The organism is Enterobacter sp. GD03975, from assembly GCF_029838645.1.
GTDB classification, from domain to species: domain Bacteria; phylum Pseudomonadota; class Gammaproteobacteria; order Enterobacterales; family Enterobacteriaceae; genus Enterobacter; species Enterobacter quasihormaechei.
Genome location: NZ_JAOBZC010000014.1, coordinates 73,169 through 91,620, shown reverse-complemented (window position 1 = coordinate 91,620; position 18,452 = coordinate 73,169). Strand labels below are relative to the sequence as shown.

16 protein-coding genes and 1 pseudogene are annotated in these 18,452 nt (G+C 59.0%); 10 read left to right on the top strand and 7 right to left on the bottom strand.

Features of this window, described 5'->3' with window-relative positions:
* Window positions 1-10: 10 nt before the first annotated feature.
* Genes N5C09_RS18610 through N5C09_RS18600 form a run of 3 tightly spaced genes read left to right on the top strand, consistent with a single transcriptional unit; the run spans window position 11 to window position 3,898 of the window.
* Window positions 11-1,564, top strand: a complete 1,554-nt coding sequence (locus tag N5C09_RS18610; RefSeq protein ID WP_279749639.1) for a xanthine permease — start codon at window positions 11-13, stop codon at window positions 1,562-1,564.
* Complete coding sequence (locus N5C09_RS18605; RefSeq protein WP_279749638.1) at window positions 1,561-2,517, top strand: carbamate kinase family protein; 957 nt, start codon at window positions 1,561-1,563, stop codon at window positions 2,515-2,517. Before N5C09_RS18610 ends, N5C09_RS18605 begins: the two co-directional genes overlap by 4 nt.
* Before the next feature lies 1 nt (window position 2,518).
* Entirely contained in the window at window positions 2,519-3,898 is a 1,380-nt protein-coding gene (locus N5C09_RS18600) for an amidohydrolase family protein (protein ID WP_279749637.1), read from the top strand.
* A gap of 18 nt (window positions 3,899-3,916) precedes the next feature.
* Here the strand turns inward: N5C09_RS18600 and N5C09_RS18595 are convergent, their stop codons facing one another.
* Window positions 3,917-4,837, bottom strand: coding sequence for a LysR substrate-binding domain-containing protein (locus tag N5C09_RS18595; RefSeq protein ID WP_063451819.1), 921 nt, complete (start codon window positions 4,835-4,837; stop codon window positions 3,917-3,919).
* 216 nt (window positions 4,838-5,053) lie between these two features.
* Here N5C09_RS18595 and N5C09_RS18590 point away from each other — a divergent pair, with 216 nt between their 5' ends.
* The 5 genes from N5C09_RS18590 to N5C09_RS18570 all read left to right on the top strand — a co-directional run bounded on the left by N5C09_RS18590 (window position 5,054) and on the right by N5C09_RS18570 (window position 9,833).
* Window positions 5,054-6,385: an MFS transporter gene (locus tag N5C09_RS18590; protein WP_279749636.1), complete on the top strand. Its 1,332-nt coding sequence runs from the start codon at window positions 5,054-5,056 to the stop codon at window positions 6,383-6,385.
* Between the two features lie 36 nt (window positions 6,386-6,421).
* Window positions 6,422-7,171 (top strand): glucose 1-dehydrogenase, encoded by a 750-nt coding sequence (locus tag N5C09_RS18585; protein WP_003862216.1) that lies wholly within the window; start codon window positions 6,422-6,424, stop codon window positions 7,169-7,171.
* A gap of 12 nt (window positions 7,172-7,183) precedes the next feature.
* Entirely contained in the window at window positions 7,184-8,029 is an 846-nt protein-coding gene (locus tag N5C09_RS18580) for a transketolase (protein WP_279749635.1), read from the top strand.
* Window positions 8,029-9,027 carry a transketolase family protein gene (locus tag N5C09_RS18575; RefSeq protein WP_063451815.1) on the top strand — a complete coding sequence of 333 codons (999 nt, stop codon included), beginning with the start codon at window positions 8,029-8,031 and terminating at the stop codon, window positions 9,025-9,027. Before N5C09_RS18580 ends, N5C09_RS18575 begins: the two co-directional genes overlap by 1 nt.
* Window positions 9,028-9,101: 74 nt before the next feature.
* Complete coding sequence (locus tag N5C09_RS18570) at window positions 9,102-9,833, top strand: class I SAM-dependent methyltransferase (protein ID WP_279749634.1); 732 nt, start codon at window positions 9,102-9,104, stop codon at window positions 9,831-9,833.
* On the opposite strand, the gene N5C09_RS18565 is transcribed toward N5C09_RS18570, so the two are convergent.
* Complete coding sequence (locus tag N5C09_RS18565; protein WP_279749633.1) at window positions 9,830-10,432, bottom strand: short chain dehydrogenase; 603 nt, start codon at window positions 10,430-10,432, stop codon at window positions 9,830-9,832. The two genes, N5C09_RS18570 and N5C09_RS18565, sit on opposite strands and share 4 nt — an antisense overlap.
* Window positions 10,433-10,529: 97 nt before the next feature.
* On the opposite strand from N5C09_RS18565, the gene N5C09_RS18560 reads away from it, so the two are divergent.
* Together N5C09_RS18560 and N5C09_RS18555 are read left to right on the top strand one after the other, a co-directional pair.
* Entirely contained in the window at window positions 10,530-11,417 is an 888-nt protein-coding gene (locus N5C09_RS18560; protein ID WP_112792776.1) for a LysR family transcriptional regulator, read from the top strand.
* Between the two features lie 19 nt (window positions 11,418-11,436).
* The gene (locus N5C09_RS18555; protein ID WP_112792777.1) at window positions 11,437-12,618 is read left to right on the top strand and encodes a PLP-dependent aminotransferase family protein; all 1,182 of its coding nucleotides are present in this window, start codon (window positions 11,437-11,439) and stop codon (window positions 12,616-12,618) included.
* A gap of 50 nt (window positions 12,619-12,668) precedes the next feature.
* Here the strand turns inward: N5C09_RS18555 and N5C09_RS18550 are convergent, their stop codons facing one another.
* The 5 genes and pseudogenes from N5C09_RS18550 to N5C09_RS18530 all read right to left on the bottom strand — a co-directional run bounded on the left by N5C09_RS18550 (window position 12,669) and on the right by N5C09_RS18530 (window position 18,420).
* Window positions 12,669-13,016, bottom strand: a complete 348-nt coding sequence (locus N5C09_RS18550) for a HigA family addiction module antitoxin (protein ID WP_112792778.1) — start codon at window positions 13,014-13,016, stop codon at window positions 12,669-12,671.
* A 10-nt stretch (window positions 13,017-13,026) separates the two neighbouring features.
* Window positions 13,027-13,325 (bottom strand): annotated as a pseudogene (locus tag N5C09_RS18545) (type II toxin-antitoxin system RelE/ParE family toxin).
* A 322-nt stretch (window positions 13,326-13,647) separates the two neighbouring features.
* The gene (locus N5C09_RS18540; RefSeq protein WP_279749632.1) at window positions 13,648-14,847 is read right to left on the bottom strand and encodes an HlyD family efflux transporter periplasmic adaptor subunit; all 1,200 of its coding nucleotides are present in this window, start codon (window positions 14,845-14,847) and stop codon (window positions 13,648-13,650) included.
* Complete coding sequence (locus N5C09_RS18535; RefSeq protein ID WP_279749631.1) at window positions 14,828-17,020, bottom strand: type I secretion system permease/ATPase; 2,193 nt, start codon at window positions 17,018-17,020, stop codon at window positions 14,828-14,830. The genes N5C09_RS18540 and N5C09_RS18535 overlap by 20 nt, the downstream gene beginning before the upstream one ends.
* The gene (locus N5C09_RS18530) at window positions 17,017-18,420 is read right to left on the bottom strand and encodes a TolC family outer membrane protein (protein WP_063865314.1); all 1,404 of its coding nucleotides are present in this window, start codon (window positions 18,418-18,420) and stop codon (window positions 17,017-17,019) included. The genes N5C09_RS18535 and N5C09_RS18530 overlap by 4 nt, the downstream gene beginning before the upstream one ends.
* Window positions 18,421-18,452: the final 32 nt, after the last annotated feature.

The window sequence follows — 18,452 nt, the reverse complement described above, 5'->3', positions numbered from 1 at the left end:
GCATGCATCCATGAAAAACATGAAACTGGAGTGGAAAAGAGGTGACTGGGCAGCCTATTTCGGGTTGATGACCAACAACCTGACCAATTTGCTGACCATGATGGGGTTGCTCATTTTTGTCGTCGGCATCCCGAAGGAGATTGTTTATGGACGCATCGCGCCGGCCTTCGGGCTGGCGGTGCTGGTAGCGAGCTTATGCTACACATGGTTTGGCCTGCAAATGGCGCGCGCCACCGGACGTACGGACGTCACCGCGCTGCCGTCCGGCCCGAGCGCACCCTCGATTTTTACCGTGACCTTCCTGGTCCTGATGCCCGTCTACCAGCAAACCGGGGATGCGGATTTCGCGATTCAGATTGGCCTGGTGTGGTGCTTCGTGGAAGCGATGATCCTGGCGGGCGGCTCGTTCCTGGGTGAGACCATCCGCAAGATGATCCCGCGTACCGTGCTGCTGTCGTGCCTGTCCGGTCTTGGCCTGCTGCTGCTGGCGATGAACCCGATGTTGCAGGCGTTCGAAGCGCCCACCGTGTCGTTCATCGTCCTGCTGCTGATCTTCATTAACTGGTTCGGTAAAAAGCCGATTTTCGCCAAAATCCCGACCGGCCTGCTGCTGCTGCTGATTGCCGGAACGGCATTAGCGTGGATTTCCGGACTGCAAAGCCCGGATGCCATTAAAGCGTCTATGTCCTCCTTCGGCTTTAACCCGCCGGAGGTTCACGTCGACAGCTTTATGCAGGGCCTGCCGCACGCGCTGCCGTATCTGGCGTCCGCCGTACCGCTGGGGCTGGCGAACTACATCTTTGACCTGGAGAACATTGAAAGCGCCCACGCGGCGGGGGATGAGTACCCGACCCGCAAGGTAATGCTGGCAAACGGCCTGGCTTCCATGCTTGGCTGCCTGATGGGCAACCCGTTTCCGGTCACGGTCTACGTGGGCCATCCTGGCTGGAAGGCGATGGGGGCGAGCATCGGCTACACGCTGGCGTCCGGGGTGACCATGTTCATCGTGCCGCTGTTCGGGCTGGGGGCCTTTATGCTCGCCATCATACCGATGACCGCTATCGTGCCGATTCTGGTGTTTATCGGCGTCGTCACCGCCAACCAGGTGGTGCGGGAAACGCCGAAATTGGAGGTGCCCGTCATCTTTATCTGCCTGTTCCCGTGGATCGCTAACTGGGCGCTGACCATGATGAACAGCGTGATGAGCGCGGCGGGAACCAGCGCGGCGAAAATTGGCACCGACGTGCTGCACAGCAAAGGGATTTACTACGAGGGGCTGATGCACCTCGGCAACGGTGCGCCGCTCGCCAGCATGCTCTGGGGCTGTATCGCTATCTTCGCCATCATCAACAAACCGCTGCGCGGGGCCGTCGCCGCCGCAGGTGGGGCGCTGCTGGCGCTGTTTGGCGTGATCCACGCGCCGGTGGTGGGCTTTGCCGAGGGCAGTTCCCTGATGTTCGTCACGGCCTACCTGATGATGGGCGGGATGTTCGTGGTGAAGCATTTCCTCGACAGCCGCGAAGTTGCGAGCGCTGAAGTTACCGTTGCGAAGGAAAACGTATGAAAGAGCTTATGGTCGTCGCCATCGGCGGCAACAGCATCATCAAAGACAACGCCAGCCAGTCGGTTGAGCATCAGGCGCAGGCGGTCAAAGCGGTGGCCGAGTCGGTGCTTGAAATGCTGGCCTCCGACTATGACATCGTCCTCACCCACGGCAACGGACCTCAGGTGGGGCTGGATCTGCGCCGCGCCGAGATCGCCCACGAGCGGGAAGGGCTGCCGCTGACCCCGCTGGCAAACTGCGTGGCGGATACCCAGGGCGGCATCGGCTACCTGATCCAGCAGGCGCTCAACAACCGCCTGGCGGCGCGCGGCGAGCAGAAGGCGGTCACGGTCGTTACCCAGGTGGAGGTGGATAAAAACGATCCCGGCTTTACGCACCCGACAAAACCGATCGGCGCGTTCTTCAGCGAGGCGCAGCGCGACGAGCTACAGCTCGCGCACCCGGACTGGCATTTTGTCGAGGATTCAGGCCGGGGCTATCGCCGCGTGGTGGCCTCACCCCAGCCGCTGCGCATCGTCGAGGCGGATGCGATTAAGGCGCTAACGCAGAAGGGTTTTGTGGTCATCGGCGCGGGCGGCGGAGGCATTCCCGTGGTGCGCAGCGAGCAGGGGGATTATCAGAGCGTCGATGCGGTTATCGATAAAGATCTCTCCACCGCGCTGCTGGCGCGCGAGATCTGCGCCGACGTGCTGGTGATAACCACCGGCGTGGAGAAAGTCTGCATTAACTTCGGCAAGCCAGAACAGCAGGCGCTGGACATCGTCAGCGTGGCGCAGATGACGCGCTACATGGACGAAGGCCACTTCCCGGCGGGCAGCATGCTGCCCAAAATCGTCGCCTCGCTGGCATTTTTACGCCACGGCGGCAGGCGCGTGATCATCACCTCGCCGGACTGCCTGCCCGCGGCGCTGCGCGGTGAAACGGGTACCCACATTGTTAATGAAGGAAGATAAGATGAGTGAAAACAAAAGCCGCCGCGAGTTTATCAGCCAGAGCGGTAAAATGGTCACCGCCTGCGCGCTGTTTGGCGCAACCGGCTCCGTCGCGTATGCTGCCGATACTGCAAAGGCAACCTGCGAGACGGGGAAACCGATGAACATCACCGCAAAACATTACTATCTGGACAACGTGCTGCTGGAGGCCGGGTTCAACGTCGACGGCAACGTGGCGACGAGCACCCGCACCGAGCTGAAAACGCTGGAGATCAAAGACGGTAAAATCGTCGCCCTTCGCGATAACAACAGCCACGCCGACGCCGCGCTGCCGCACTACGACGCGGGTAAGAAACTGATGCTTCCGGCGATGCGCGACATGCACATCCATCTGGATAAAACCTTTTACGGCGGCCCGTGGCGATCGCTCAACCGCCCGGCGGGCACCACCATTCAGGACATGATCCGCCTGGAGCAGACGCTGCTGCCGGAATTACAGCCTTACACCCAGGCGCGCGCGGAAAAGCTGATCGACCTGATCCAGTCCAAAGGGTCCACCATCGCCCGCAGCCACTGCAATATTGAGCCGGTTTCCGGCCTGAAAAACCTGGAAAATTTGCAGGCGGTGCTGGCGCGCCGCAGCGCAGGTTTCGACTGCGAAATCGTTGCCTTCCCGCAGCACGGTCTGCTGCTCTCCAACTCTGAAAAGCTGATGCGCGAGGCGATGCAGGCCGGGGCGCACTACGTGGGCGGGCTGGACCCAACCAGCGTTGACGGCGCGATGGAAAAATCGCTCGATACCATGTTCCAGATTGCGCTGGACTACGACAAAGGGGTGGATATTCACCTGCATGAAACCAGCCCGGCGGGCGTGGCGGCGGTGAATTACATGGTGGAAACCGTGGAGAAAACGCCGGCGCTGAAGGGGAAGCTGACCATCAGCCACGCCTTCGCACTGGCGACGCTCAACGAGCAGCAGGTGGATGAGATTGCCACCCGCATGGCGGCGCAGCAGGTGACCATCGCCTCCACCGTGCCGATTGGCACCCTGCACATGCCGCTGAAGCAGCTGCGGGAGAAGGGCGTGTTCGTGATGACGGGCACCGACAGCGTGATCGACCACTGGTCACCGTACGGTCTCGGGGACATGCTGGAGAAAGCTAATCTGTACGCCCAGCTCTATATTCGCCCGAACGAGCAGACGCTCTCCCGCGCGCTTGGCATCGCCACCGGCGACGTGCTGCCGCTGAACGATAAAGGTGAACGCATCTGGCCGAAAGCGCAGGACGACGCCAGCTTTGTGCTGGTGGACGCCTCCTGTTCCGCCGAGGCGGTGGCGCGCATTTCTCCGCGCACCGCGACGTTCCACAAGGGGAACCTCGTCTGGGGCACGGTCGCCTGACGCCACGATGGGGTATCGCTACAGGTGATACCCCGACAATCGCAACTCCCGATCAATCCACTCGACGAACTGCTGGATCTTCCACGCGCGTTCGTTCATGTGCGGCATCACCAGATGATGCGCGTTAATGGCGATTCCCATCTCATCCGGCAGAACCTGTACCAGCGAGCCATCCTTCAGGTGATCGGTAGCCATCATTTTGCTCTCCAGAATAAACCCCAGCCCCATGCGCGCCGCTTCAAAGCTCATATAGGAACGGTCGAAGCTGAGGCTGAAATTGAGCCAGGGCCTGTCGATATTGTGCCAGGCGAACCATTTTTCCCAGTTCACCAGAGTGCTGGTGGAGGAGATAAGCGACTGTTGCAGCAGATCGGCGGGCGTGCTGATGGGATGCTCTTCTGCATAGCCCGGCGAGGCCAATACTACCAGAGTGTCGTTTTTAATGGTCATCACCCGGTAAGCATCCCAGTCCGGAATACCATGACGGATATCAATGTCGATATTATCTCTGGCGAACTGCTGGTTCTCATAGGAGCAGGTGAGATTGATGGTGATATCAGGATATTCGGCGCGGAATCTGCCCAGACGGCGCAACAGCCATGACAGTCCGAAGGTGGGGGAAGAGTGCACGCGAAGCACAGCATTGTCTTTTTCTTTCACGATCTGATCGGTGGCGCGCCCAATGGCGCTCATCGCCGCCGAGACCTCCCGCAGATATTTTTCTCCCGTCGGGGTGAGTTGAACCCCTTTGCCGCTGCGGATAAATAATTTCTTGCCCAGCCACGATTCCAGCGACGCGATCTGGTGGCTTACCGCCGAAGGCGTGACGTTGAGCTGTTCCGCCGCCTGATGAATGCTCAGGGCGTTAGCAACGGCGATAAACGCCTGCAAATTTCTGAGCGAGGGCAGCGATAACGTCTGGCGATCCTGCGCGGACATGGCCTACTCCTTACACGATAATTGATAAAAAACATAACATTGTGACTGCGAGCGGGCAATTTTATCCCGATGTTATTTTTTTTGAGCTGTATCGCGAATCAAATTTATCTCAGCAATAAATGAGCTTTATTGAATGGCGTTTCATGGGTGAGCCGATATATTGACGTTGAACGCAATAATAAAACGACTCACGGTGTTCGAATAATGAGGTAAGTTATGTCTCGTATAGAACAAGCTGTCCCCTACATAAAGACTAAAAAAACCAATTACCGTTTCGTTGTGCTGGCATTAATTTTTATTGTTTATGCCATTAACTATGCTGACCGAACAAATATTGGTGCGGTACTGCCGTTTATCATTGACGAATTTCATATCAATAATTTCGAAGCCGGTGCTATCGCCAGCATGTTTTTTTTGGGATATGCCCTGAGCCAAATTCCTGCGGGCTTTTTTATTGCCAAAAAGGGAATTCGCGGCATGGTGGCACTGTCGATATTCGGCTTCTCTGCCTTTACCTGGCTGATGGGCACCGCAACCTCGGTTCTGGGCCTGAAGTGTATCCGCCTGGGGCTGGGGTTAACAGAGGGGCCGTGCCCGGTCGGGCTGGCCTCCACCATCAATAACTGGTTTCCGCCAAAGGAGAAGGCCACGGCCACGGGCGTCTACATCGCCGCCACCATGTTCGCGCCCATCCTCGTGCCGCCGCTGGCCGTGTGGATCGCCATGACCTGGGGCTGGCGCTGGGTCTTCTTCTCCTTTGCGATCCCAGGATTGGTCATTGCCGTCCTGTGGTATCTGCTGGTACGCACGAAGCCGTCCGAGAGCGCATTCGTCTCTAAAGCGGAGCTGGAGACCATTACCGCCGGTCAGGAGACGCCGGACGCCAGACGTGAAAACATCGTGATTTCACCGGGCTTTGCACGCCTCGATCGGCTGATCCGCGTGCGGGAGTTAGCCCCGGTAAGCACGGTGAAAGGGCTGTTTACCTCGAAGAATATTCTCGGCGACTGCGTAGCCTATTTTATGATGGTCAGCGTGCTGTACGGACTGTTGACGTGGATCCCGCTCTATCTGGTGAAAGAGAAAGGCTTTACGTTTATGAGCATGGGGCTGGTCGCCAGCATGCCGTGCATCGGTGGATTTATCGGTGCGATTTTTGGCGGCTACGTCTCCGACAAACTGCTCGGCCGCCGACGTAAACCGACCATGATGTTTACCGCCATCAGCACCGTTTTAATGATGGTCATTATGCTGAATATTCCGCAAAGCACCGTGGCGGTTTGCGTCGGGCTATTTTTTGTCGGCCTCTGTCTGAATATTGGCTGGCCTGCTTTTACAGCTTATGGCATGGCTGTTGCGGACAATAAAACCTATCCCATTGCCGCGTCCATCATCAACAGCGGCGGTAATCTCGGCGGATTTGTTTCCCCGATGCTGGCAGGTTATCTGCTGGATAAAACAGGTAGTTTTAATTTCGTGTTTATTTATTTCGGTATTTGCGCAGCCATTGGCTTAATTATGATTATGCTGCTGGAAGAACCGAAATAAATCATTAAATCTCTCTTGTCCGAATGGAGTAAATATATGCTACTGAAAAATAAAGTCGCCGTTATTACCGGCGCGGCTTCCGTACGCGGTTTGGGTTTCGCTACGGCGAAATTATATGCCGAACAGGGTGCGAAAGTGGTGATTATCGATTTAAACGCTGAAGCCAGCCGGGCTGCCGCCGCGAGCCTGGGCGACGAACATCTGGGCCTTGCGGCGAACGTCAGCAATGAATTACAGGTTAATGCCGCCATTGAGCAGGTGCTGGGGAAATACGGGCGCATCGATATTCTGGTGAATAACGCCGGCATTACTCAGCCGATCAAGCTGATGGATATCAAACGCGAAAATTACGATGCGGTGCTTGACGTCAGCCTGCGCGGCACGCTGCTAATGTCCCAGGCGGTTATTCCCACTATGCGCGCGCAAAAGTCGGGCAGCATCGTCTGCATTTCATCGGTATCGGCCCAGCGCGGCGGCGGCATCTTCGGCGGCCCACACTACAGCGCTGCAAAAGCGGGTGTGCTGGGACTGGCAAAAGCTATGGCGCGTGAACTGGGGCCCGACAACGTGCGCGTAAACTGCATCACGCCGGGTCTTATCCAGACGGACATCACCGCAGGCAAGCTGAGCGATGAGATGAAAACGTCCATTCTGGCGGGCATTCCGCTTAACCGCCTCGGAGACGCGCAGGATATTGCCCGTGCCGCGCTGTTCCTCGGCAGCGACCTCTCTTCTTACTCCACCGGTATCACGCTCGACGTGAACGGCGGGATGCTGATCCATTAAGGAGATACGACGATGACGGATACCACAGTTCAACACGTTGTCGCCGCGGCCTGGCGCATTCGCCGCTACGCGCTGCGCATGGGCGAAGTGCAGGGGCAGGGCTACATCGGGCAGGCGCTGGGCTATGCCGATGTGCTGGCCACCGCGTTTACCCACGGAATGAACCTTAAGCCGGGCGAGCCGGAGTGGGAAGGGCGTGACCGTTTTCTGCTCTCCCACGGCCATTACGCCATTGCCTGTTATGCGGCCCTGATTGAAGCCGGGATCGTTCCTGAAGAGGAGCTGGAGACCTACGGTGCGGACGACAGCCGCCTGCCGATGTCCGGTATGGCAACCTACACACCAGGTATGGAGATCTCCGGCGGTTCGCTGGGGCAGGGCTTAAGCATTGGCGTTGGCATGGCGTTGGGGCTGAAGCACAAGCAGAGCGCGGCATGGGTCGTTAACTCCATGTCGGACGGCGAGCTGGACGAAGGGTCAACCTGGGAAGCGGCAATGTCGGCGGCACATCACGGCCTGTCGAACCTGATCGTGCTGGTGGACATTAACCGCCAGCAGGCGGATGGCAACTCGCACGCGATCCTCGGCTTTGAGCCGCTGGAGGATAAATGGACCTCCTTCGGCTGGTACGTGCAGCGCGTGAACGGCAACGATGTTCCTGCGCTGGTGACGGCGTTTGATAATGCCAAACGCTACCCGGAAAACCAGCCGCGCGTCATTTTGTGCGACACGCTGATGGGCAAGGGCGTGCCGTTCCTCGAAAAGCGTGACAAGAACCATTTTATTCGCGTGGATGCTGACGAGTGGCAAAAGGCACTCGCCGTGCTGGATGCCAACAAACCTGAAGGAGTGCTGTAATGAGCCAGACCACGGAGAAAAAACCGCGTTTAACCACGTCGGCGATGATTGCCTCTATCGCGGAAGAGGGCCAGGAGACGCGCGCCGCACCGTTCGGCCACGCGCTGGTAAAGCTGGCGGAACAGCGACCGGAGATCGTCGGTATGACGGCGGATCTGTCCAAATACACCGATCTGCATATCTTTGCCCAGGCCTACCCGGAACGCTTCTTCCAGATGGGCATGGCCGAACAGCTGCTGATGGGGGCCGCGGGCGGCATGGCGAAAGAGGGCTTTATTCCTTTCGCCACAACCTATGCCGTCTTCGCTACCCGCCGCGCCTACGACTTTATCCATCAGGTGATTGCTGAAGAGCACCTGAACGTGAAGATCTGCGCGGCGCTGCCGGGGCTAACCACCGGTTACGGGCCGAGCCACCAGGCGACGGAAGATATTGCGATTATGCGCGGTATTCCGGGCATGACGATTATCGATCCCTGTGACGCAATCGACACGGAACAGGCGGTGCCGGCGATGGCAGCGCACGATGGCCCTGTCTATATGCGCCTGCTGCGCGGCAAGGTGCCGGTGGTGCTGGACCAGTACAACTACCAGTTTAAGCTTGGCAAAGCTGCGCTGCTGGAAGAGGGGAGCGATGTCCTGATCGTCGCCTCAGGCCTGATGACCATGCGTGCGCTGGAAGCGGCGAAGCAACTGCGTAAGGATAACGTCAGCGTGGCGGTGCTGCACTCGCCCACCATTAAGCCGCTGGACGAAGAGACGATCCTGGCGCAGGCCGCGAAGCCGGGACGGCTGGTCATTGTGGCGGAAAACCACAGCAGCGTAGGCGGGTTGTGCGAAGCCGTCGCGTCGCTGTTGATGCGCAACCGCGTGAACGTGGATTTCGATACCGTCGCGCTGCCGGACGCGTTCCTTGATGCGGGCGCGTTGCCAACCCTTCATGACCGCTACGGGATCTCAACCACAGCCATGGTGGAGAAAATCCGGCGCAGGCTGTGATTTATCAGACGGATACGTTGCCAACGGGCGAGGGGGGCTTTACCCTTGCCTCTGTTGCGATAAAGGAGTCCGTCATGGCACAAAACATCTACGACAACCCGGCGTTTTTTGAAGGCTACGCTCAGCTTCCGCGCTCGGTGCAGGGGCTGGACGGCGCGCCGGAGTGGCCTGCGCTTAAGGCGATGCTGCCGGATTTAACCGGAAAATCGGTTATCGATCTCGGCTGCGGCTACGGCTGGTTCTGCCGCGTGGCGCGCGAGCTGGGCGCTTGCGACGTTACGGGCGTCGATATCTCAGAAAAAATGCTGGCCCGCGCGGCTGAACTGACGGATGACGCGCAGATTCACTATCAGCGTCGCGATCTCGACTCTCTTCAGCTTCGCGAAAACAGTCTCGATCTGGTCTACAGCTCGCTGGCGCTGCACTACCTGCCGCAACTGGACATATTATTCGCCAACGTCCAGCGTGCGCTCAAACCCGGCGGCAGCCTGGTCTTCTCGATGGAGCACCCGATTTACACCTGCGCCACCCGTCAGGGCTGGCTCACCGACGACAACGGCGAGCGTTTCTGGGGCGTTAACCATTATCAGGACGAAGGCAAGCGCGTCAGCAACTGGCTGGCAGAGGGGGTCATCAAATATCACCGCACGCTGGGTACGGTCCTCAACGCGCTGGTCAAGGCGGGATTAACGATAAGTGAAGTCAATGAGTGGGGGCCAACGCAGGCGCAGGTTGACGTCTGGCCCGCGCTGGCTGAAGAGGCGGAGCGCCCGATGCTGGTGCTCATCGCCGCCCGTAAGGCTTAATAACCGACTTTATATACCCGACCGCTCTGCACCCCTTCCACGCTGCGGCGGTAGGCCAGCGCCACGCTCGCGGCGGGAACGCTCTCAAAGCCGGGGAAGAAGCCCTCATACGCTTCGGCGGATTCCGTCAGCACCGTCGGGCTGATCAGGTTAATGCGGATCCCGCGCGGCAGTTCGCAGGCCGCGGCGCGGACAAACCCTTCCAGCGCCGCGTTTACCGTGGTGGCGTTGACGCCCTGTGCAATCGGCTCGTGCGCCACAATCCCGCTTATCAACGTAATCGAACCGCCTTCGTTCAGGTAGTGCTGACCGGTCAGCGCCAGACGAACCTGCCCCAGCAGCTTATCCTGCAAGCCCTGGTTGAACTCGCCGTCGGTCATAGTTGCGAGCGGGCCGAAGTGCACCCCTCCGGTTGCGGAGACGATCGCATCCACCGGGCCGATTTTTTCGAACAACGCCTGTACGCTCGCCTGAGAGGTGATATCCACCTGACGATCGCCCTGCGTGCGACCCACGCGGATCGTCTCGTGGCGTTGGCTTAACTCTTCTGCGACTGCACGACCGACCGTACCGCTGGCACCAATAATGACGATTTTCATATCCGACTCCTCATGTTGTAAGCCCTCATTCTTTAATAAATAAAAAGTCAGATAAACTGGGCTAAAGTTAGATGATTGCTAACCAGAGGTTTGGAATATGGATAAGCTTCGCGGAATGGAGACGTTTATCGCGGTGGTAGAGAGCGGCAGCTTTACCGGCGCGGCGTCGCGGCTGGAGATGTCGGCGGTGATGGTCGGGAAGTATATTGCACAGCTGGAATCGCAGCTCGGCACGCGGCTGCTGGAGCGCAACACCCGCCGCCAGAGCCTGACGGATGCCGGGCGCGTTTATTACGAAGAGACAAGGCGCGTGCTGGAGCAGGTCTCGATTGCCGAAAACGCGGTTGAACGTCTGCGTGCCGCACCTGCCGGCACCCTGCGCGTGACGGCCCCCACATCGTTTGGCGGCTGCGTTATCGCGCCCCTGACCGCCTCGTTTTTACAGCGCTACCCGGAAGTGCGCATCGAGCTGGATCTCACCAATCGAATGGTCGATCTGGTAGAAGAAGGGGTCGATCTGGCCATTCGCATCGGTGAGATTCGTCATGACGATCTGGTGGCGAAATACCTGTGTCCCTACAACATGACGATCTGCGCCGCGCCGGAATATCTGGCGCGCCACGGTACGCCGCAAACGCCAGCCGATCTGGTGGATCATCTGTGCCTGTCGCACACGGTATGGACGGCGCGCAACGAGTGGCGGCTGCCGGGGGTTGAAGGCGAAGTGCGCTGGAAGCGGGATGCCGTCTTAAGGTGCAATGACGGCTACGGGTTACGCATGGCGGCGCGAGCCGGGGCTGGACTGTTGCTGCAACCGGAAGTGCTGGTGGCGGAAGAGCTGGCGAGCGGCAGGCTGGTACGGGTGCTGGAGGCATTCACACCCGCGCCGAGGCCGGTGCATTTACTGTGGCGTCAGGATTTGCGTCCGCTGCCTAAGCTAACGGAATTTATTGCGCATATTCTGCTAAGATTGGGCACACTATAAAAAAGAAGGTAAGCAAAGAATGTCTGCAAACAAACTCGCCAGCAGCGCGCAGGGCCTGCAATCCTCTGCCATTCGTGAATTATTAAAACATAGCAAAATGGCAGGCGTGATTTCGCTGGGTGGCGGTATTCCCAACCCGGACCTGTTCGATCACGAAGGTTTAAAAATCGCTGCTGATGCCGTGCTGTCTCAGCATTTTGGCGAAGCGTTCCAGTACGGCCTGACGGAAGGCGTCCCGGGGCTGCGCGAAGAGATCCAGCGTATCTGCGAAGGACGCGGCATCGCCTGTAAAGCCGATGACGTGGTCATCACCTCGGGCTCGCAACAGTCTCTGGACGTGCTGGCGCGTGCGTTAATTAACCCAGGCGATACGGTCGTCGTTGAGCGTCCTACCTACCTCGCCGCGTTGCAGGTCTTTGGCCTGGCACAGGCGAATTTTGAATCCGTCGGCACCGACGGCGATGGCATGAAAGTGGATGAGCTGGAAGCGCTGGTGGCGAAGAAAACCATCAAGGCGGTCTATATCGTGCCAACCTTCGGTAACCCCGGCGGCGTGACGCTCTCCGAAGCGCGCCGTAAACAGCTGGTGGAATTATCGAAGCGCTACGACTTCGTGATTATCGAAGACGACCCGTACAGCGAGATCAATTACACCGACGAAGCGTTCCGCCCGCTGATTGCCCATGCGAAAGATATCGGCAATGAGGATAACGTGGTTTACACCTCTACCTTCTCTAAAATTCTCGCGCCGGGCACCCGCGTGGGCTGGGTGCTGGTGCCGGAATGGCTGAAGCGCGCGGTGGTGAACCTCAAGCAAACCACCGATCTACACACCAGCACGCTGTCGCAGCTGATGACCTACGAGTATCTGAAAACCGGGCGTCTGGCGAACCAGATTAAAATGATCCGCGAGGCCTATCGCCAGAAATACCAGACGTTTGCAACGGAACTGGAAGCCGAGCTGGGCGACGTGATGTCGTTCCACAAGCCGAAGGGCGGCATGTTCCTGTGGGCAAAAATGAACAACGGCATGAATACGACGAAATGGCTGGAAAAAACGTTGAGCAACGGCGTGGTGTTTGTGCCGGGTGAGTTCTTCTACTGCAACGAACCGGACCAGACAACGCTGCGCATGTCGTTCGTTACCCCAACGGATGAACAGCTGAAAGAAGCGGTTCGACGCCTGAAAATCTCCCTGTAAATACGCGTGAAACCCGGTGCGGTCAATATCGTACCGGGGTAAACGACCGATCAGGCCACATCCGGCTGGCCTGATTTCCTTTTTGCCATAATTTCCGCGACCGTCTTTATACGGCTCAACTCCTCCTGAGTCCGGGAATCGGTTTGCGCTTCCCAGACGTCGACGTTTAGCTGTAGGTTCAACCAGAATTCAATGGTGGTATCAAACGCCTTGGCCAGTCTGAATGCCATATCGGCCGTCAGTTTACGATTATTATTAACGAGAGCACTGATGGTGTTACGGTGCACGTTAAGCATTTCCGCAAGATCGCTAATTTTCAGATTGAGCGGCTCAAGATATTCATACTGCAACACGTCGCCCGGCGTGGTGGGTTTGCGTAGAGCCTGTTGAAGAGTCATAGGTAATGCCTCATTTGTATGGCGTGTACTTGTGCGGAGAGAGGTAGAGATCGTCTGCTTTGCCCTCTGACCACCTGAATACCAACCTGTATTGCCTGTTCACGCGAATCGCCGAGTACCCTGCAAGCGGGGGATTCAGCGATTCATACATATTGCCTGGCGGGGATCTCAGATCCCGGTGCGAGGTGGCAGCGTTGATCATATCCAGCTTCCTCGCTAAGGCTGATTCAAGGCTTGAAGGGATAACATTGCTGGATTTCCCATACAGAAAAAATCCTTAAGCCATTGATCACGAAAATGATTAATCATAGTGCTTATGAGCTCCAGTCCATGAAGCTATGTGGATAGTAATGCACTCTTGCACAGTGCGCAAGTGCGTTTTGAGTGGCAGCTATGTTACCCTGATGCGGGCTGAAGGAAAGCGGAAGGCGTCATTAAAAGCGGTTTCTTCGAGGCGGGTTCCAGAAAAGACGTATTGCGATGTGGGCGCGGCATGATGCCCTCCCTCCGGCCCTTTCCTACGGGGCGGAGGAATCGCCACAAATTAATGCGAGCAGCGAATCATCCCCTCGCCCCTTTGGGGAGAGGGTTAGGGTGAGGGGGAAGATCGTAGCCGCCGCCCGGCGTTTAACTACCGCTCCCTCAGCGCCTCTTTCGCCCGGTTAAATGGCTTAATCATATAATCCAGCACCGTTTTCTCTCCGGTCTTAATATCCACCGTCGCAATCATCCCCGGCACAATCGAAAAATGCCTGCCCGCCTTGTTCACCAGATAATCCTGGCTGGTGCGAATGAATACGCGGTAATAGAACACCTCCGGCTTCGCTTCGTCCTGAATGGTGTCCGGCGAAATGGTTTCCACCACCCCGTGCAGCCCGCCGTAAATCGCGTAATCGTAGGCGGTGATTTTCACCAGCGCCTCCTGATTAGGGTGGATAAACGCGATGTCGCGCGGCGAGAGGCGGGTTTCAATCAGCAGGTGATCGTCCACCGGCACAATTTCCATCAGCTCGCCGTTGGGCGGTATAACGCCGCCGATGGTGGTCACCTTGATGTTTTTCACGATCCCGCGCACCGGCGATTTCACCGTCAGGCGGGTAACGGAATCCTCCCGACCTTTCAGGATCGCCGACACCATGTCCACCTCAGCGTTGGCCTTCGACAGCGCTTCACGGGCCTGCACGTAATACTGAGAACGCACGTCGGTGAGCTTCAGCTCCAGGTCGCTTTTCTGCCGTTGCAGGCGCAGCACCTCCACGTGGCTTGCGGCCCCGGTTTTTACCAGCCGCTGGGTGATCGCCAGCTCTTTATTGGCCAGCGCTAGCGCGGAGCGGAGTTCACGCTGCGTATCCTCCAGCTGGGCGCGACGCGAATTGTAGAGCCGCGTTTCGGCGGCGGTCAGGTCGGTCCATTTCGCCAGCGAAGGGGGGAATTTCAGCGGGAGGTCGTTGACCTCGGCGTACAGGCGCGCGCTGGAGGCCAGCGACGCGCGGTAGCGCGCCGCGCTTTCGCCAACGTTAGATTCCGAGCGGGTAGGATCCAGCCGCGCCAGCACCTGTCCGGCCTGCACCTGATCGCCTTCGTGCACGTTCAGCTCGGTGAGGATCCCCCCATCCAGCGACTGCAATACCTGCTCGCGCGAGCTGGGGATCACTTTTCCGGTGCCGGTTGAGACTTCGTCCAGCACCCCGAACCACGCCCAGATGCCGAGCACCACAAACATCACCAGGGAGAAGAAAACGATGCGCCGGGCGCCGGTATAACCGCTTTCGGAATCGAGCGCGTTATCCAGATCTTCTACTGAGGCGACGTCACGCTGACTGATTTTCATTTTTCCACTCCCGTCCGGTTGCCTGCTGCTGTTGCTGCATACGGCTGTTGGTCAGCGCCTGCGCTTTTGGCGCGTCCATCACCAGCATGCCGTCTTTAAGCACCACCACGCGCTCCACCAGCTCCAGCACCGGCACGCGGTGGGTAGCAACCACCAGCGTACGGTTGCCAAGCCACGCCCCGAGACGCTGAATAAATTCCCGCTCGGTGTGTTCATCCAGGGAGGCGGTCGGTTCGTCCATCAGCACGATATTCGGGTCGCGCAGCAGCATCCGCGCCAGCAGAATGGACTGCCGCTGCCCGCCGGACAGCCCGACGCCGTTCTCCATAATCGGGTAATCCAGCCCCTTCGGCAGCTTCTGCACAAAGCTGGCCGCGCCGCACATCTCCAGCACCTCGAAGATCTCTTCGTCGGTGGCGCGGGGCATGCCGAGCGTGATGTTTTCGCGCAGGGTGCCGTAAAACAGCCGCGCGTTCTGGGTCATAAAGCCGACGTTTCGCCGCACGTCCGCCACGTCCAGATGCGGCAGGCTGAGGTTGTCGAGCCGCAGCTCGCCGCCCGCCAGATCCATTCCACCCGCCATCGCCTGTAGCAGGGTTGATTTCCCCGCACCGTTGCGCCCGAGGATCGCCACTTTTTCGCCCGCTTTGATCTCCAGGCGGTTAATGCGCAGCGCCATGCGCGGATCTTCCGGGTGATAGCGGAACTGCGCCTGCTCGAAAAGATAGTGGCCGCGCAGCACGTCCTGGCGGATCGGCGTCTCTTCGCGCTGGTTCTCGGTCGGCAGCTGCATAATGCTGTCCAGCCCCTCTTTGGCCGCCTTAACCTGCTGCCAGCGAGCCAGCACGCCGCACAGCGTCGCCATCGGGGCGATCATCCGCGAGGCCAGCATCGAGGCGGCCACCACCGAACCGGTGGTTAAGGTGCCGTCGATCACCATCGGCGCGCCCACCACGATCACCCCGGCATAGACCAGGCTCTGGATGGTCATCCCCCAGCTGATCAGGTTCTGGGTCAGCTCGCGGGTGCGCAGACCGGATTCGGCGGTGATTTGGATATAGCTGTTCCACTGCTGCAAAAAGCGGTTCTCCGCCTGCATCAGCTTGATGTCCTCCAGCCCCTGCACGCTCTCCACCAGCACCGCGTTGCGCAGGGTGGATTCATGCGCCGACTGCTTCGCCAGCTCCGCCAGCTTCTTTTGCAGCAGCAGGCCGGGCAGAACCATGATCAGCGCCGCGACCGGGGCGATCCACGCCAGCTGCGGGGCGATGATCGCCAGTACGATCACGAACAGGATAAAGAACGGCAGATCGACGATGGTGGAAATGGTGGAGGAGGTGACCATCTCGCGGATCTGCTCCAGCTCGCGCAGCTGGGAGATAAAGCTTCCCGTCGATCGCGGAATGGCGCTGTGGCGCAGCCGCAGCGCGTGGCCAAACACGCGATCCGACACGCGCAGATCCGAGCGCTTGCCCAGCAGATCCATAATGTGCCCGCGCGCCACGCGCAACACAAAGCCAAACAGGGTTGCGATCAGTACCCCAATGGTCAGCACGTAGAGCGTCGGGTAGGACTGGGCGGGGATCACCCGGTCATACACCTGCATGGAAAACACAATGCCGGAAAGGGAGAGCACGTTGATAAAGAGCGCCGCCAGCATTACCCAGCTGTAAGGGCGCAGGTCGCGCATCACCAGCCGGTAGAGCCAGTCCGGGCGATATTTTGAGATATAGGCATCCACGCGGCTGTCCTTCAGCGCCGCCAGCGGACGCAGGGCAATAACGTGGCGGATGGCGGGCAGCATCGCGCTCATCGACAGGCGGTTGGTGTGCGTGCTGTCGTCGAAAAAGCTGACCTCCAGCGTATCCTGGCCGTCGAAATTGTCGATCACGCCGATTTTGCCGTCGTTCAGTTCCACCACCACCGGCAGACGCCAGCTGTTGATGGACTGCTGATCGGCCCCCAGCAGCTGGAAGGTCAGCCCGGCTTCACGGGCGAGCTGAGTCAGCGCGGGCACCATCGGTTTGCCTTTCAGCCACGGCGCGCCCGCGACGAGCGAGCCTGGCGAGCAGGCAACGCGATACCGCGTCGCCACGTAGCCAAACGCCTGCGCCCACTGCTCCAGCGCCTCATCCGTCATGTTTTCACCCTGCGGGATATCGCGTTGCTTCATGGCTGGATCTCCACGGTCTGGATGGTGCGGTTTTCAAGATCGAACGCGTGACGCAGGCGTCCGGTTTGGTAGAGGCAGTTCAGCTGAAGCTGATGCAGCTGTCCGGCAGTTTGCTGCTGGGTAAAGCGCGCCTGATAAACCTCCTGCTCGGCGTTGAGCACGTCGAGCAGCGGGCGGGAACCGAGATCGAGATACTGCTGCTGATACAGCTCGCGGGTGCGGGCGCTGAGCGCTTCCTGACGGCCCTGGATCTGAAGCGTGCTCATCAGGCTCATCACCTGGCTGCGCGCCTCAAGCAGCTTTTGCCGCACCTCAAGACGGGTGCGCTGAATGGTGGACTGGGCGGATTCCACCGCGTGTCCGGCGGCGTTACGCCGGGCGGTGAGGCCGCCGCCCTGATAGAGCGGCATCTGCACCTTTACCCACGCGGAGTACTGGGTGCGGTCGCGGGTTTCGTTGCCGGAGTAACGGTCGTTAAGATAGTGGCGAACCTCCGGCTCCAGCGAGACGGTAGGGGTCATCTGCGCGTTGGCGTAGTCAAGGTTAGCCTGCGCGACGTTGGCCTGCGCCCAGGCGGCTAACACCGAGGGTACCAGACGATCGTCCGGCTCGGCGATGTCGCAGCTGCGGGCCAGGCTCTGCGGAAACTCATTGCTGACCGCGTTCAGGCTGTCCCAGCCCAGCATGCTCATCAGCGTGGCGCGCGAGCTGTCGAGGCTGGCCTGATACTGCATCAGCTGCGCGCGCGCGCCTTCGATACGGGCGTCGGTCTGCACCACGTCAGAGAGCGACGTGGCGCCTTCGTCATTACGCAGCTTCGTCAGCGAGCCGATGGAGGTCAGGGCGTCCAGCTGTTCTTTGGCCGTCTCGACCATCTGCTGCCAGGTTTGCACCTGCACCATGGCGATGGCGGTATCGTGGGCGATGGTATCAATGCTTACCAGCACGTTAGCCTGCTGCTGGGCGACGCCCGCGTTTTCAGCGCGCACCTGGCTGGCGACTTTGCCAAAGTCATAGAGCATCTGCGAAAGGGAAAGCACCAGCGAGGGGGTAAAGCCGTTATCGTCGCCGTCGTGGGTATAGCCGTTATCCATGCCAGCGTTGATTTGTGGGTAATATTTTGATTTGGCGACGTCCACATTTTCGCTCTGCTGATAGAGCTTGCCGACGGCTTCACTGATGGCCGGATGCCAGGTCACGGCGCGGTTAACGGCTTCATCCAGCTGAAGCGTGCCGGGGGCGGCCTTGCCGGCAACGGGCGCCACGCGACCGTTTAACGAGGGGAGTTCCTGCGTTTCGCGTAATTGTCCGGTATTAATCATCGCCGCAGGGTTTGCCGCGATAGCGGGCACAGATATCAGGCAGCACGAGAGCCACCAGTAAGGCATCTTCTTTCCCATGTCTTGTCCCTAATAAAAGAGTACTGCTTTAT